Annotated in this window: 14 protein-coding genes, 2 tRNA genes and 1 other RNA gene; 3 read left to right on the top strand and 14 right to left on the bottom strand. The window is 42.1% G+C overall.

Annotation, left to right across the window (positions count from 1 at the left end):
* Positions 1-47 precede the first annotated feature (47 nt).
* Genes HMPREF2655_RS06215 through HMPREF2655_RS06205 form a run of 3 tightly spaced genes read right to left on the bottom strand, consistent with a single transcriptional unit; the run spans position 48 to position 3645 of the window.
* Positions 48-2000, bottom strand: coding sequence for a fructose-specific PTS transporter subunit EIIC (locus HMPREF2655_RS06215; protein ID WP_070838160.1), 1953 nt, complete (start codon positions 1998-2000; stop codon positions 48-50).
* Positions 1997-2908, bottom strand: a complete 912-nt coding sequence (pfkB, locus tag HMPREF2655_RS06210; RefSeq protein WP_070838158.1) for a 1-phosphofructokinase — start codon at positions 2906-2908, stop codon at positions 1997-1999. Before pfkB ends, HMPREF2655_RS06215 begins: the two co-directional genes overlap by 4 nt.
* Positions 2905-3645 (bottom strand): DeoR/GlpR family DNA-binding transcription regulator, encoded by a 741-nt coding sequence (locus tag HMPREF2655_RS06205; RefSeq protein ID WP_000920645.1) that lies wholly within the window; start codon positions 3643-3645, stop codon positions 2905-2907. Before HMPREF2655_RS06205 ends, pfkB begins: the two co-directional genes overlap by 4 nt.
* Positions 3646-3806: 161 nt before the next feature.
* Between HMPREF2655_RS06205 and HMPREF2655_RS06200 the strand changes: the two genes are divergently transcribed.
* Positions 3807-3894: transfer RNA gene (locus HMPREF2655_RS06200), tRNA-Ser, on the top strand.
* A 192-nt stretch (positions 3895-4086) separates the two neighbouring features.
* Here the strand turns inward: HMPREF2655_RS06200 and HMPREF2655_RS06195 are convergent.
* The 6 genes from HMPREF2655_RS06195 to HMPREF2655_RS10055 form a co-directional block, all read right to left on the bottom strand.
* Positions 4087-5046 (bottom strand): hypothetical protein, encoded by a 960-nt coding sequence (locus tag HMPREF2655_RS06195; RefSeq protein WP_000721422.1) that lies wholly within the window; start codon positions 5044-5046, stop codon positions 4087-4089.
* Between the two features lie 79 nt (positions 5047-5125).
* Positions 5126-5213, bottom strand: a tRNA-Ser gene (locus tag HMPREF2655_RS06190).
* A 71-nt stretch (positions 5214-5284) separates the two neighbouring features.
* Positions 5285-5632, bottom strand: a transfer-messenger RNA (tmRNA) gene (ssrA, locus tag HMPREF2655_RS06185).
* A 58-nt stretch (positions 5633-5690) separates the two neighbouring features.
* On the bottom strand, positions 5691-6326 hold the full coding sequence (locus HMPREF2655_RS06180; RefSeq protein WP_070838156.1) for an SGNH/GDSL hydrolase family protein: 636 nt from the start codon (positions 6324-6326) through the stop codon (positions 5691-5693).
* Between the two features lies 1 nt (position 6327).
* Positions 6328-7155 (bottom strand): Cof-type HAD-IIB family hydrolase, encoded by an 828-nt coding sequence (locus HMPREF2655_RS06175; protein ID WP_070838153.1) that lies wholly within the window; start codon positions 7153-7155, stop codon positions 6328-6330.
* Positions 7156-7178: 23 nt separating this feature from the next.
* Positions 7179-8498: a CapA family protein gene (locus HMPREF2655_RS10055; protein ID WP_083306903.1), complete on the bottom strand. Its 1320-nt coding sequence runs from the start codon at positions 8496-8498 to the stop codon at positions 7179-7181.
* Positions 8499-8653: 155 nt separating this feature from the next.
* Between HMPREF2655_RS10055 and def the strand changes: the two genes are divergently transcribed.
* Positions 8654-9265: a peptide deformylase gene (gene def / locus HMPREF2655_RS06160; RefSeq protein ID WP_065371699.1), complete on the top strand. Its 612-nt coding sequence runs from the start codon at positions 8654-8656 to the stop codon at positions 9263-9265.
* A gap of 44 nt (positions 9266-9309) precedes the next feature.
* On the top strand, positions 9310-10038 hold the full coding sequence (rlmB, locus tag HMPREF2655_RS06155; protein ID WP_000855742.1) for a 23S rRNA (guanosine(2251)-2'-O)-methyltransferase RlmB: 729 nt from the start codon (positions 9310-9312) through the stop codon (positions 10036-10038).
* A gap of 35 nt (positions 10039-10073) precedes the next feature.
* Here rlmB and trxB read toward each other — a convergent pair whose 3' ends face one another.
* From trxB to HMPREF2655_RS06130, 5 genes are all read right to left on the bottom strand, one after another.
* Entirely contained in the window at positions 10074-10985 is a 912-nt protein-coding gene (trxB, locus tag HMPREF2655_RS06150; protein WP_070838151.1) for a thioredoxin-disulfide reductase, read from the bottom strand.
* Positions 10986-11050: 65 nt separating this feature from the next.
* The gene (locus tag HMPREF2655_RS06145; protein WP_070838148.1) at positions 11051-11275 is read right to left on the bottom strand and encodes a DUF4059 family protein; all 225 of its coding nucleotides are present in this window, start codon (positions 11273-11275) and stop codon (positions 11051-11053) included.
* A gap of 77 nt (positions 11276-11352) precedes the next feature.
* Positions 11353-12096, bottom strand: coding sequence for an amino acid ABC transporter ATP-binding protein (locus tag HMPREF2655_RS06140; protein ID WP_070838146.1), 744 nt, complete (start codon positions 12094-12096; stop codon positions 11353-11355).
* Complete coding sequence (locus tag HMPREF2655_RS06135) at positions 12096-12896, bottom strand: amino acid ABC transporter permease (RefSeq protein ID WP_049490755.1); 801 nt, start codon at positions 12894-12896, stop codon at positions 12096-12098. The genes HMPREF2655_RS06140 and HMPREF2655_RS06135 overlap by 1 nt, the downstream gene beginning before the upstream one ends.
* Positions 12897-13052: 156 nt before the next feature.
* Entirely contained in the window at positions 13053-13409 is a 357-nt protein-coding gene (locus tag HMPREF2655_RS06130; protein WP_070838144.1) for an arsenate reductase family protein, read from the bottom strand.

Below are 13409 nucleotides of genomic sequence, written 5' to 3'. Positions count from 1 at the left end.
GAAAAAGATTGCACCAAATGGTAACAATCTTTCTATTCTAATCCTTTTTATGCTTGTGGTTTTCGTAGGTAACCATAAACCACACCGCTTACGATTGCTCCAATCAAGACAAAGACTAGGTAAAGTAGGGCATTTGAAGTTAGAGCGATAACGAAGATTCCTCCGTGTGGCGCCATGAGTTTGATTCCTGCAAGACCAACGAGTCCACCTGCTACTGCTGAACCAAGGATAAAGCTTGGAATCGCACGAGCTGGGTCTGCTGCACCAAACGGAATTGCTCCCTCAGTGATAAATGACAAGCCCATGATGATGTTTGTTAAACCAGAGTTGCGTTCTTCTTTGGTAAATTTATCTTTGAAAAGAAGGGTTGCGACAAAGATAGCAAGTGGTGGAACCATTCCTCCAGCCATAACTGCTGCCATAGCTACAGAACCACCTGAAGAAACAGTCGCTGCAAGCGTACCTGTACCAAAGACATAAGCAGCTTTGTTAACCGGTCCACCCATGTCAACAGCCATCATGCCTCCAAGAACGATACCAAGAAGGACAGCTGAACCTCCTCCAAGACCGCCTAGGAAGGCATTCATAGCGGTGTTGATTCTTGCCATTGGGATGTTAACAGCTAGCATGACAAATCCAGTCAAAATTGTTCCAAAAAGTGGCAAGAGAAGGATTGATTTAGCACCTTCAAGTGAACGAGGAACTTTGACATATTTCTTGATAGCAAGAACCAAGGCTCCTGCGATAAATCCACCAACAAGTGCACCTAGGAAACCAGATGAGACACCTGCAAGAGTTGAAGTTGCTTCACCACCTGCGGCATAAGGAATTTTACCAAAGGCAAAACCTTCTTTAGCAATAGCACCAGCCACAAAACCAGCTACCAAACCTGGTTTTTCAGCAATAGAGTAGGCTACATAACCAGCAAAGACTGGAAGCATCAAGCCAAAGGCTGCTCCACCAATTTTCATGAACATAGAAGCTAGTTCATGGTAGGATCCGAGATTGCCAAGACTATCTTGTGGCACACCAAAAGCTCCGTCGATTAAGAAGGCGAGGGCAATCATGATACCACCACCGATAACGAATGGCAACATTTGAGATACACCACTCATCAAGTGTTTGTAGAAAGCTCCACCGATACTTTGTTTTTCATTAGATGCTGTTGCAGATTTTGCTCCATTAGCAGCACGATAAACTTCAGCATCTCCTGAAAGAGCCAAATTGATCAATTCTTCTGTCTTACGGATACCGTCTGCAACCGGGCGATTGATCAATGGTTTCCCATCGAAACGATCCATCTCAACAGCCTTGTCTGCTGCGATGATAACAGCTTTAGACTTACGTATGTCCTCTGCAGTTAGTTGATTTCCAACACCGCTGGCACCATTGGTTTCAACCTTGATCCCAACACCCATTTCAGCAGCCACTTTTTGAAGGGCTTCTTGGGCCATGTATGTGTGGGCAATACCTGTCGTACAAGCTGTAACAGCTACGATAAAGTCGCCAGAGTCATTAGCAGGTACTTGAACAGCTTCCTCAGCTTTTTCTGAAGCTTGGTCAAAGAGTTCGATAACTTGATCTGCAGATGTTACTTGGCGAAGTTTGTCAGCAAATCCGTCTTTCATCAAGTATTGAGACAATTCTGCCAAGGCTGCCAAATGAGTATCATTGGCACCTTCTGGAGCTGCAATCATGAAGAAGAGGTCTGTTAGTTGCCCATCCAAGCTCTCATAGTCAACACCCTTGTTTGACTTAGCAAAGAGAACTGTTGCTTCTTTGACCGCAGAGTTTTTACTGTGGGGCATAGCGATTCCGTCACCCAAACCAGTGGAAGTGAGAGCTTCACGCGCTAAAATGCCTTCTTTAAAGGTTTCAAAGTCCGTCACGTAACCGTGATCTACCAAGCTATGAATCATCTCTTCGATGACAGCTATTTTTTCAGTTGCCTGTAAATCCAGCAACATGACATCTTTTCTCAATAGGTCTTGAATTTTCATCGTTTTTCTACCTCAACTTTTTCATATGTTTCTTTAATAAATTCCGCTGTTGCCAAGTCATCCGAGAAGGTAGTTGCTGTTCCACAAGCTACTCCCCATTTGAAGGCCTCTACTGCATCTTTAGATTTGACAAATTCACCTGTAAACCCAGCAACCATTGAGTCGCCAGCTCCCACTGAATTTTTGACCGTTCCCTTGATAGGTTTTGCGAAGTAAGCTCCTTCAGATGTGACAAGGAGGGCACCGTCCCCAGCCATGGAGATGATAACGTTTTGAGCACCTTTAGCTAACAATTCTCGAGCATATTTCTCGATTTCATCTAAACTTTCAAGTTTCACTCCAAAGATAGCTCCAAGCTCGTGATTGTTTGGTTTCACCAAAAGTGGCTGGTAGTCTAAACTATCAATCAAGGTCTGTCCTTCAAAATCACAAACGACTTGCGCACCAGTCTGACGTGTCAAGGCAATCAAATCCTTATAGATAACATTGCCTAGGTTCTTAGCACTCGAACCTGCAAACACAACCGTATCTTCTGCAGTCAAACTAGACAAAATAGCTTTCAATTCTTCTAACTGAGCCGGTTCAACATTAGGACCAGTCCCGTTGATTTCTGTTTCTTGGTCTGCTTTGATCTTGACATTGATACGAGTATCTTCTGCTACTTGGACAAAACGCGTTTCGATTTCCTCTTCTGCCAAAGTATCTGTGATAAATTTACCAGTAAAGCCTCCGATAAATCCAGTCGCAGTATTAGGAATATCCAAGCGTTTCAAGACACGACTGACATTGATTCCTTTCCCACCAGCAAACTTATCATCACTGTCCATACGATTGACACTGCCGACTTGAACTTGGTCCAAGCGCACGATATAGTCTATGGATGGATTGAGTGTGACTGTATAAATCATACTTCTATTACCTCCGTTTTCTTCTTAATAGCCTGCAAGAGCTCATGCCCTTGACTTGTGATGACAATAGCGCGTTTGAGTGGTGCTACCTTGGCAAAGCAAGTTTGACCAATCTTTGACGAATCCACCAAGACATAGGTCTGTTTGGCATTCTCCAAAATGGCTCGCTTCACAGCTCCCTCCTCCATATCAGGAGTCGTATAATAACCATCGTCCACACCATTCATCCCGATAAAGGCTCGGTCAAAGTGCAATTGATTAATTTGGTTAAGAGCAACACCCCCGATACATGCATCTGTTGCCATCTTGACACTTCCTCCAACCATGACTGTTGGAATCTGTTTTTCAACCAACTGAACCGCATGATGGATGGAGTTGGTCACAACTGTGATATTCTTATTAACCAATTCCTTGATTAAAAAAGCAGTTGTCGTTCCAGCATCGATAAAGATGACATCTTTTTCCTTAATAAGAGAGGCTGCTTTTTGAGCCAGTAGCTTCTTCTCTTGAAGGTTTTTGACAGATTTTTCTTGGATGGTTTCTTCTTCCTGCAAGGAGTGAGGTAGTTCTGCTCCACCATGCACACGGCGAAGCTTGTTTTCCGCCTCCAACTCATCCAAATCTCTTCGTACCGTTGATTCTGATGTTTCTAATAGACTAACCAATTTTTCTAGGGAAACTACATGATGTTGATTTAACTCCTCTAAAATCAGTTGCTTCCGCTCAGTTTTTAACACCAAATCACCTCCTGTTATCGTTTACACTATTCATTCTAGCACATTCTCTACCAAAGTCAAGCATTTTTTATCAATTTCTTTCAAATTCTATCATTTTTCTTAATTCCAGAATTTTTATTGCAAGATAAGAGGCTTTATGGTAGACTATTTGAGTAAGTATTGGAAGATTACTCAAGAGGCTTAAGAGGCCGTGTTGGAAACGCGGTAGGCGTGTAACAGCGTGCGTGGGTTCGAATCCCATGTCTTCCGTAGAAAAAAGAAAAACTGCATCTCAATGCAGTTTTTTATCGTTCTAAGAACAATATTTAGAAATGAAAGGCTGAGTTACTCTAACTATCACACCATATTTTTCTGTATCCTTCCCTATCCTAGAATCACTTTGATTCCATCAAAAAACAAGTAGTTTATTAAGACTACTTGTTTTTCTTTTAAATCTTAGGATTAGATATTGCTTTTATCTTTCTTATCTGAAGATTTGTCTGTTGATTTATCAGTGGATTTGTTTGAAGATTTATCAGAAGACTTGTCTGTTGATTTATCATTAGACTTCGTTGAGTTTTTACGGACAATTTTATCATAACCTTCTGTATCATCAAGCAACTCTGTCGCCAAAGTACGGTAATCTTCTTGAGAAATCAGCCAGTTTCCATCCTTATCCTTTGTTAATTTGATTTCAGTATCAAAATCACCAGTAGTGAAAGGTGTATGAGCTAAGTTAGGGTCAACGTCACTGTAGGTTGAGAAATCTTTCTTGAATAGATGCTCAAAAATCCAGTAAGAAACCAATGTTTGGTAACGCTTGATGTCAACGTTTGAACCAGCTTGATTGTATTTACCTAGGTTATCAACACCTCCAATAAGAGTAGTGAGAACTTCCCTTGTAGATGAAGCCAATCCTTTAGAGTGTAACTTCTTAGAGTTGAAAGTAACAGTCGCTGTATTTCCTGATTCATCAACCTTCACGTCTTTAACAGTGTAAGAACCGATATCTTGATATAATCTACGTCTCATCTTCAAGAAACCTGAAATAGTTTCTTCTGGAGTTTCAACAGGGAAATCTTTGTGCCATTGTACTGAATAGGTAGATGCAGGTGAAAGACCTTCTTCTTTGATTTTTTCACTTGTTTGTACAGCAAATACTGCCTCAGTCCATTTTTCATAAGTGTCGCCATAAATCTTCTTAAATCGAGCAGAGTCGCTAGTGAGAACAGAGTCTAGGAGAATTTCAGCATCTTTTGTAACTTTTTCTTTAACTTCTGCTGCTTCATCCTTCTTCTCAACTTGTTCCGTATTCTCCTTGTTATCAGAAGAAGCTTCAGATGACTGATTAGAAAATACAGAACATGCACCCAAGACAACCGTCGAAAGTGCTAAGATACTTAGTAACTTGATCTTTTTCATGTTTCACCTCATTATGAAAATTTACTCTTGGAGACTACCTCCAAGGATAGTTGTTTAGAAAAACACTGGGTTTATCTAACGGAGAATGGGGGATTCGAACCCCCGCGCCAGTTACCCGACCTAACGATTTAGCAAACCGTCCTCTTCAGCCTCTTGAGTAATTCTCCACTAACACACTAGAATAAATAGGATACAACGAAGGATACAATTCGGAAAAAATCTACTGTATACCTGTTCATAATGGAGCCGGTGGGAGTCGAACCCACGTCCAAACACCTGCCAACATATTTGTCTACAACCATAGGTTATGTATTGTTTTAACAGTCCCTCGACACATAACTCAAGCCTAGGAACTGCGAGTCTATTAATCTCTTATCAAACCACTAGACAAGGCTTGATCGTATCTCGCTAATCATAAGACCTGTCATTGAACACGAGCAATCCAAATCAGGTCACGCCTGCTGGTTTTTAGGCAGCTAGAGCGTAAGAAGTGTTATTTTTTGCAGTTATATTTAACTGAGCGTTTACGTCGCCACACGGGTTGCAAAATATGCCTCATAATGCCTGTCGAATCCGTAACGACCCCAGGATGTTAGAACTATTATAACCTATCTTCAAAAAAAATGCAAAATCAAGCCGTTTCTTTAGAAAAGATACGTTTTTAAAGTATTTGATAAAGCTTGATAACCAGCTACACTCAGATGGAGGCCATCCGTTGTATAGGCTGATTGAAGTTGTCCTTCTGAATCCGTCAAACTATCATAAATTGGTAGAAAATCTACTTGCATATAGGCGGAGGCTAGAGCCTCATAGGCTTGATTCCATTCTCTGATCTTTTCATTGGTTCGGATATAAACAGTCTGCTTGTATTCTTCTCCTTCATTGACTGGCAGAATAGAAACAAGCTTTATTTGTGACAGCGGATAATCTCGGGCAATCGATTGGATTACACGCTCAAGATTATCCAAAGCATCATTCATGGGAATATCTTTTCCAATATCATTTGTCCCAATTAAGAGAACAATTTGATCGACAGCATCACCATAAAGATGGGCATCCAAATTCTCTAATAACAATCTCGTCTGATAGCCTCGGATGCCACGATTAACAATCGTCTTGGCAACACCAAATAACTCTTGAAGAGGGTAATATTCCACTATCGAATCACCAATAAAGATGATATCTGGCTCTAGAACAGATACTTGATTCAATTCACGATACTTGGTTTGAATTTTTTCCTGCTCCTTTAAGAGCCAATTCTCTAATAACTGTACTGCCACCCTATCCCTCTTTCTCTAACCAATTCTCTAGAACTTGATAAACGCCCGCCTGGCTGTTAGCTGGAGCTAGGGAAGTTGCAACTGCCTTGGCCTCATCAGCTGCATTTTGCATCGCATAGGCAATTCCAGCCAGCTCTAGCATTTCGACATCGTTTTCGCTATCACCAAAGGCCATGATTTGTTCCGATTTCAAATTCCAGCGCTTGAGTAATTCTTCCAATCCCCAGGCCTTGTGAACCCCAGCCTGCAGGATATCGATACAGCCATAACCGCTAGAAACAGCTCTTACACGACCATCAAATAAATCATTAATTTCCTGCAAAACTGAACTAGAACGTTCTTCACCAACGACCATGCTCATCTTTAGAACTCCTCCAAAGAGGTCTGAGTTTAGCTCATCCACAAAATTGGTCCTTTGGTAAAGTTTTTCAATCATCTCTGGTGTCATAAATTTTTCTAGGTCTGTAAAAACAGTCCCTTCCTTGACAAAACTCCCGTTCATACTAGTGACGACGAACTGATCTCGGCACTCTCTCCCTTTAAAATGAAGGAGAGCCTTGTCAACCATAGCATCATCCCAGGTCTGCGCTTGAATCAGTTCATTGTTTTCAAAAATACGCGCCCCATTGGCAACGACTAGAACTACTCTACTCGCCAAGTGTTCTAGTAATTGCCTCATACGGTGAACTTCATTCCCCGTCGCAATGACAAAACGGATACCTCGTTCATCTAATTGGTCTAAAATCTTTTCTAAACGCGGCAAGTCCAGTTGCCCTCTTGGATCCAGCAAAGTTCCATCCATATCCGTTGCAATTAATTTAATCGTCATCTCGTCTCCTTTAGGGCGAGCGTCTACCACTTCAACCCTACATGTTCATTCATTTCTTTATAGGCCGTGTCAATTCGTTCCTTGGTCGCCTCGTCCAACTTGTCACGGTGACTGCCCCCCTCGATGAAGTCCTCTAGGATATAGGTCTGATAGAGGAAAAGCGGATAGCCTTCTGGAGAGTAAGTTCCTTTAGGTGTTCGATTGACCCAAGTAGGATGCGCTTTGGCGGTTTCAATCCTTGTCTTTCCATCTTTTTTCTTAATGGTCACATCCATAAGAACACCGCGCTCTGTCCACTTGGCATTTTCCTCGTCTTGCATGGTTTCAATGCGTTGATTTGAGAGGAAATTTCCCATGGAATAGATAATCAGTTTTTTGTCACCATCTTTTTCAACTGTTTCGGCAGGTTCAACGACGTGAGGATGTCCTCCAAAGATAATATCAGCTCCCCAGTCAATCATCTTATGGTACAGTGTTTTCTGTTCTTCCGTTGGTTCTAGCTGGTACTCAATTCCCATCTGAGGCATGATGACAGTAATATCCGCTTCTTTCTCTGCGCGCTCGATTTCTGCCTTCATCTTATCTTCATTCAAATCAGAAAGATAGCGATTATAGTCCTCTTGAGAGATATACTGCTCAATGCCATTAAAACCATAAGAATAGGCCAGGAGAGCTACCTTGATACCATTGACTTCCTTGATGACTATAGGGGCTTGGTCACGGGATTCATGTGTGTAGACTCCGATGGGTGTCATTCCAGCCTTTTCAATAGCTTGAGCCGTTGAAACCACTCCCTCAATTTGAGAATCCAAAATATGATTATGAGCCAAGTCTAGAACTTGGTAGCCTGCATCCTTGATCGCATCCATGACTTCCCCTGGTGCATTAAAAAGAGGATAACCTGCCAAGTAGTGGTCCTTGTTCACCGTTCCTTCAAAGTCACCAATCACCAAATCCGCTTGTTTGAGCCAGGGTTTTACATACTCAAAATTTTCATGGAAATCATAGGTCCCATCTTCTTTAAGAGCTGTTCGGTAGATAGGGATATGATAAAGAAGGTCACCATTTGCCATGATACGTGCCGTTGTTTCACCAGACTGATCTTCCTTGGATTGACCAGATGTACTAGCTGAATCAAGAGTTTGGCTACCAGGGCTTGTTCCCTTACTACCTTGTACTGCTCGAACTAATAAGTTCCCCCCCATGGATAAGGCAACTGCAAGCAATAACACAATAATAAACTGGGCATTGGTCCAGGATTTATAATTCCGAAAGAAATCCACACTAGTTCTCCACACCCCATAAAGAGAGCCCTGAGACCGTCTATCTTGTCGCTTTTCCATCTTTATTCCCCCTTGCTTTTTGGTGCAAGTCTTTTCTTTTATTATACCACAGACAAAAGAGGAATACCGTTTATTATATTATTTTTTAGGAACTTCTGCGACTTTCTTTCTCGCCTATTTTGTGTTATCATGTAGAGGTAATGAAAGGAGAGAAAATGTCTACAATAGAACGTATTACAAAAGCTGCTCACTTAATTGATATGAACGATATTATCCGCGAGGGGAATCCAACTCTTCGCGCAGTTGCTGAGGAGGTCACTTTCCCACTGTCTGACCAGGAAATCATCCTTGGTGAAAAGATGATGCAATTCCTCAAACATTCCCAAGATCCTGTTATGGCTGAGAAAATGGGGCTCCGCGGTGGTGTTGGGCTGGCTGCTCCCCAACTCGATATTTCAAAACGCATTATTGCCGTCTTGGTCCCAAATATTGTGGAAGAAGGTGAAACTCCACAGGAAGCCTACGACTTGCAAGCTATTATGTACAATCCAAAAATTGTATCTCACTCTGTTCAGGACGCTGCTCTTGGCGAAGGAGAAGGGTGTCTTTCTGTTGACCGAAATGTGCCTGGCTATGTTGTCCGTCATGCCCGTGTCACTGTTGATTACTTTGACAAGGATGGCGAAAAACACCGAATCAAGCTCAAGGGATACAACTCTATCGTTGTCCAACATGAAATTGATCATATAAACGGAATCATGTTTTACGATCGTATCAATGAGAAAGACCCATTTGCTGTCAAAGATGGACTCCTCATCCTCGAATAAAGAAAATCCCGTTGCAAGACGGGGTTTTGTGTTATAATAGAGGCATGAAAACAAATGATATTGTCTATGGCGTACACGCCGTTACAGAAGCCCTCCTTGCAAACACTGGAAATAAACTCTACCTCCAAGAAGATCTTCGAGGTAAGAATGTTGAGAAGGTCAAGGAACTGGCTACAGAAAAAAAGGTATCCATTTCTTGGACCTCAAAAAAATCCCTCTCTGAAATGACCGAAGGCGCTGTCCATCAAGGTTTTGTTCTACGAGTGTCCGAATTTGCCTATAGCGAGCTAGATCACATCCTTGCAAAAACACGTCAAGAAGAAAATCCACTTTTATTGATTCTGGATGGTCTAACTGACCCTCACAACTTAGGCTCTATCTTAAGGACTGCTGATGCGACCAATGTTTCAGGTGTCATCATTCCCAAGCACCGTGCTGTCGGAGTGACTCCTGTCGTTGCCAAAACGGCCACAGGTGCTATTGAGCATGTACCGATTGCGCGAGTGACCAACCTCAGTCAAACCCTAGACAAACTCAAGGATGAAGGCTTCTGGACCTTTGGAACGGATATGAACGGTACTCCTTGCCACAAGTGGAATACAAAAGGGAAAATCGCCCTCATCATCGGAAATGAAGGAAAAGGCATCTCCAGCAACATCAAAAAACAGGTCGATGAAATGATAACCATTCCCATGAATGGGCATGTTCAAAGCCTCAATGCCAGTGTGGCTGCAGCCATTCTCATGTACGAAGTTTTCCGAAACCGACTATAAAAAAGTTTCCAATCAAGTGATTGGAAACTTTTTTCTTAACTATGTTCTGTAATAAATTTGTAGGCTTCTTGACCAGCGATAGCCCCATCTCCAACTGCTGTTGTGACTTGGCGAAGGTCTTTTTGGCGAACATCCCCAACCGCAAAGATACCATCAACAGCAGTCTTCATGTGGTTATCTGTTACAATCCACCCCGCCTGGTTTTGAATATTCAATTCTTTAACAAAATCGCTAACAGGATCCAAACCGACATAGATAAAGACACCACCGAAGGCTTGCTCTGTCACTTGACCCGTTTTTACATTTTCAAAAATTACAGATTCTACTCGATTTTCACCTTTAATTTCCTTGACAACAGAATCCCAGATAAAGTTGATTTTCTCATTTGCAAAAGCACGGTCTTGCAAAACCTTTTGGGCACGAAGTTCATCTCGACGGTGAACAATAGTGACAGTCTTGGCAAAGCGAGTCAAGAAGAGGGCTTCTTCTACCGCTGAATCTCCACCACCGACTACGAGCAAGTCTTGATCACGGAAGAAAGCTCCATCACAGACCGCACAGTAAGAAACACCTCGACTGTTCAGTTCTTCTTCTCCGGGAACTCCCAAAAGACGGTGTTTGGAACCAGTTGCTACAATGACAGTACGGGTTTCGTAAACTTGATCATCAGTGATTACCTTCTTATAGTCACCCTGGTCTTCAATATTCTCAACGTAGCCATAAAGATGCTCCACTCCAAGGTTTTCAAGTGGTTCAAACATCTTTTCAGCCAATTCAGGTCCACTGATGTTGGCATAACCTGGATAGTTTTCAATATCAGATGTGTTGTTCATTTGCCCGCCTGGCAGACCACCTTCAATCAAAGCCACTTTCAGATTGCTGCGAGCGGCATATAAGGCAGCGGTCATTCCCGCAGGTCCAGCACCGATAATAATCGTATCGTACATTTCAATTCCTTCTTTCTTGTTGTAACTATCTTTATTCTAACTCATTCTTGTTCGTCACGCAAGGATTATGCCTTGACAACCAAGAGCAAACTCATGACGGCAAAGGATAACACCGGAACGACCAAGACTCCAATCATAATCATATCATAGAGATGGGCTTGGCGAGCTTTGGCTGTCTTGTCCACACCAGACATAGCTCTCAATCCGATCCAAATCCCCAGAAAAATCACGACAAGGATGGTCGTTAAGATCAAACTCTCGAAATACAAAGAAAATAGATGCAGTAGCATGATCTCTCTCGTTTCTATCTTTTTTAAAGAGTAAACTCAGCTAGTCCAACTAACTGAGTTTTCCTTTTTCTATTATATCAAATATAAGTCCGTTTGTAACTAGCAAAGAATTCTTTTGTTCGTTCTTCTTTCGGATGATTGATGATTTCATCCGGTGTACCAGACTCGATGATTTTCCCTTTATCTAGGAACAAAATCTTATCTGCCACTTGGGCTACAAAAGACATATCGTGACTGACCAAAATCATGGTCTGACCTAACTTGGCAGCGTCTGCAATAGACTTTTCTACTTCACCGACCAACTCTGGGTCAAGGGCTGAAGTGGGCTCGTCCAAGAGCAAGACATCTGGTTTCATAGCAAGCGCACGCGCTAGGGCAACCCGTTGCTTCTGTCCACCTGATAAGTGTCGAGGGTAATGGTTTTCACGGTCAGAAAGTCCAACCTTAGCCAACTCTTCCTTGGCGATTTTTGTTGCTTCCTCGTCCGATAATTTTTTAACGACAACCAAACCTTCCTTGACATTGTCAAGGGCTGTTCGGCGTTCAAACAAATTAAACTGTTGGAAAACCATAGACAACTTGCGACGAAGGGTTAGGATTTCTTCTTGGCTAATCTGCGAAAAATCAACTTTAAAATTGTCAATCTGAATCGTTCCACTATCTGGAGTTTCAAGGTAGTTCAAACTACGAAGAAAGGTTGATTTCCCAGCTCCAGATGAACCAATCAAAGCCACTACCTCCCCTTTTTGGATATCCAAGTTCAGATGATTCAAGACTGTCTGTCCTGAAAAGGATTTGCTTAAATTCGAAATCTTAATCATTAACGAAGGTCTCCTTTCACATCTGTAGACACTGTATCCGGCGCTGAGATAGCCATTTTTCTCTCGATGAAACGGCCGAGGCTTTCAATTCCGATATTGACCACCCAGTAAACGAGAGCAACGGAGATGAAGCGTTCAAAATAGCGGTAATCTGCTCCACCTAAAATCTGAGCTTGGGCAAAGACCTCCACAACACCTGCGCTAAAGGCTAGAGAAGTTCCTTTGGTCAAACCGATAAGGGAATTAATCAAAGTCGGTGTCGCTACCACCGCTGCATTTGGAATAATCACGCGACGGTATACTTGCGCACGAGTCATACCCAAACTGCGTGCCGCCTCAATTTCACCTGGATTAACAGAAAGGATGGCCGCACGAATCGTTTCACTTGCATAAGCCGCCTCATTAAAAGCAAAGGCCACAATCGCAAAAAGCGCTGCTGGAATCGCATTGATATTGAGACCAGTTCCCCATTGTTGGTTGATAGCTTTCAGTGCTAAAGGAATTCCGTAGTAGGTCAACATAAGTTGAACTAGGATTGGGGTACCTTTTAAGAAGCTGACGAAAAAGGCCTGCAAGGGATATAAAATCTTAACACGATTGATCTTAACAATGGCAAAAATCAGGGCAAGTAGCAAACCAAAGAGTGCACCTCCAAGCGTCAACATCAAGGTTGTAGGCAGTTGTTGGACAATCCTTGGAATTCCATCAAAGACCGAACGCAAACTAAAGAGCTTACCATCCGGAATGAATTGCATCAAACTTTGGTACCAATCTGATGCTAAAAATGTTGTAACAGTCATAAAAACATCCTCTCCTGATAATGATTCATTCTATCATACTTCTGCGCGCAAGCAAATTATTTGCTACGGGCTACTCAGACTTTGTCTATCTTCTAGTTTATCACACTTTAAAACAGGGAGGCTATATATTTTACCTATCAAGGGGATAAATAAAAACTATCTCAAACCTAAGTTCTCATAGGTCTTTCTATAGCCAATTTGTTTAACAGCACCATTCTCCACCAAAATGGGACGTTTCAATAACATACCATCACTGGCTAGAAGCTTGGCTGCTTCTTGTTTTGACAAACTTCCCACCTTATCTTTTAGGCCCAGTTCACGGTATTTGATCCCGCTGGTATTGAAAAATTGTTTCACTTCAAAACCGGAAGTTTCCAACCACTTCAAAATCACGTCTTCACTTGGTGTTTCTTCTACGATGTGGACAGCTTTATAGTTCACACCGAGTTGGTCTAGTTCATTTTTTGCTTTCTTACAAGTTGAACATTTTGGGTATTCGATAAATTCTAACAT

It is taken from the genome of Streptococcus sp. HMSC066F01, assembly GCF_001837335.1.
Taxonomy (GTDB): domain Bacteria; phylum Bacillota; class Bacilli; order Lactobacillales; family Streptococcaceae; genus Streptococcus; species Streptococcus oralis_S.
The sequence above is the reverse complement of the archived record's forward strand: the minus strand, read 5'-3'. Positions and strand labels throughout refer to the sequence as shown.

Excerpts from the sequence above, each read along its gene's own strand:
- rlmB (WP_000855742.1), top strand. The coding sequence starts at position 9,310 with ATGAAAACAAATGATATTGTCTATGGCGTACACGCCGTTACAGAAGCC.
- def (WP_065371699.1), top strand. The coding sequence starts at position 8,654 with ATGTCTACAATAGAACGTATTACAAAAGCTGCTCACTTAATTGATATG.
- HMPREF2655_RS06135 (WP_049490755.1), bottom strand. The coding sequence starts at position 12,896 with ATGACTGTTACAACATTTTTAGCATCAGATTGGTACCAAAGTTTGATG.
- HMPREF2655_RS06215 (WP_070838160.1), bottom strand. The coding sequence starts at position 2,000 with ATGAAAATTCAAGACCTATTGAGAAAAGATGTCATGTTGCTGGATTTA.
- HMPREF2655_RS06130 (WP_070838144.1), bottom strand. The coding sequence starts at position 13,409 with ATGTTAGAATTTATCGAATACCCAAAATGTTCAACTTGTAAGAAAGCA.
- HMPREF2655_RS06140 (WP_070838146.1), bottom strand. The coding sequence starts at position 12,096 with ATGATTAAGATTTCGAATTTAAGCAAATCCTTTTCAGGACAGACAGTC.
- trxB (WP_070838151.1), bottom strand. The coding sequence starts at position 10,985 with ATGTACGATACGATTATTATCGGTGCTGGACCTGCGGGAATGACCGCT.
- HMPREF2655_RS10055 (WP_083306903.1), bottom strand. The coding sequence starts at position 8,498 with ATGGAAAAGCGACAAGATAGACGGTCTCAGGGCTCTCTTTATGGGGTG.
- pfkB (WP_070838158.1), bottom strand. The coding sequence starts at position 2,908 with ATGATTTATACAGTCACACTCAATCCATCCATAGACTATATCGTGCGC.
- HMPREF2655_RS06175 (WP_070838153.1), bottom strand. The coding sequence starts at position 7,155 with ATGACGATTAAATTAATTGCAACGGATATGGATGGAACTTTGCTGGAT.
- HMPREF2655_RS06145 (WP_070838148.1), bottom strand. The coding sequence starts at position 11,275 with ATGCTACTGCATCTATTTTCTTTGTATTTCGAGAGTTTGATCTTAACG.
- HMPREF2655_RS06195 (WP_000721422.1), bottom strand. The coding sequence starts at position 5,046 with ATGAAAAAGATCAAGTTACTAAGTATCTTAGCACTTTCGACGGTTGTC.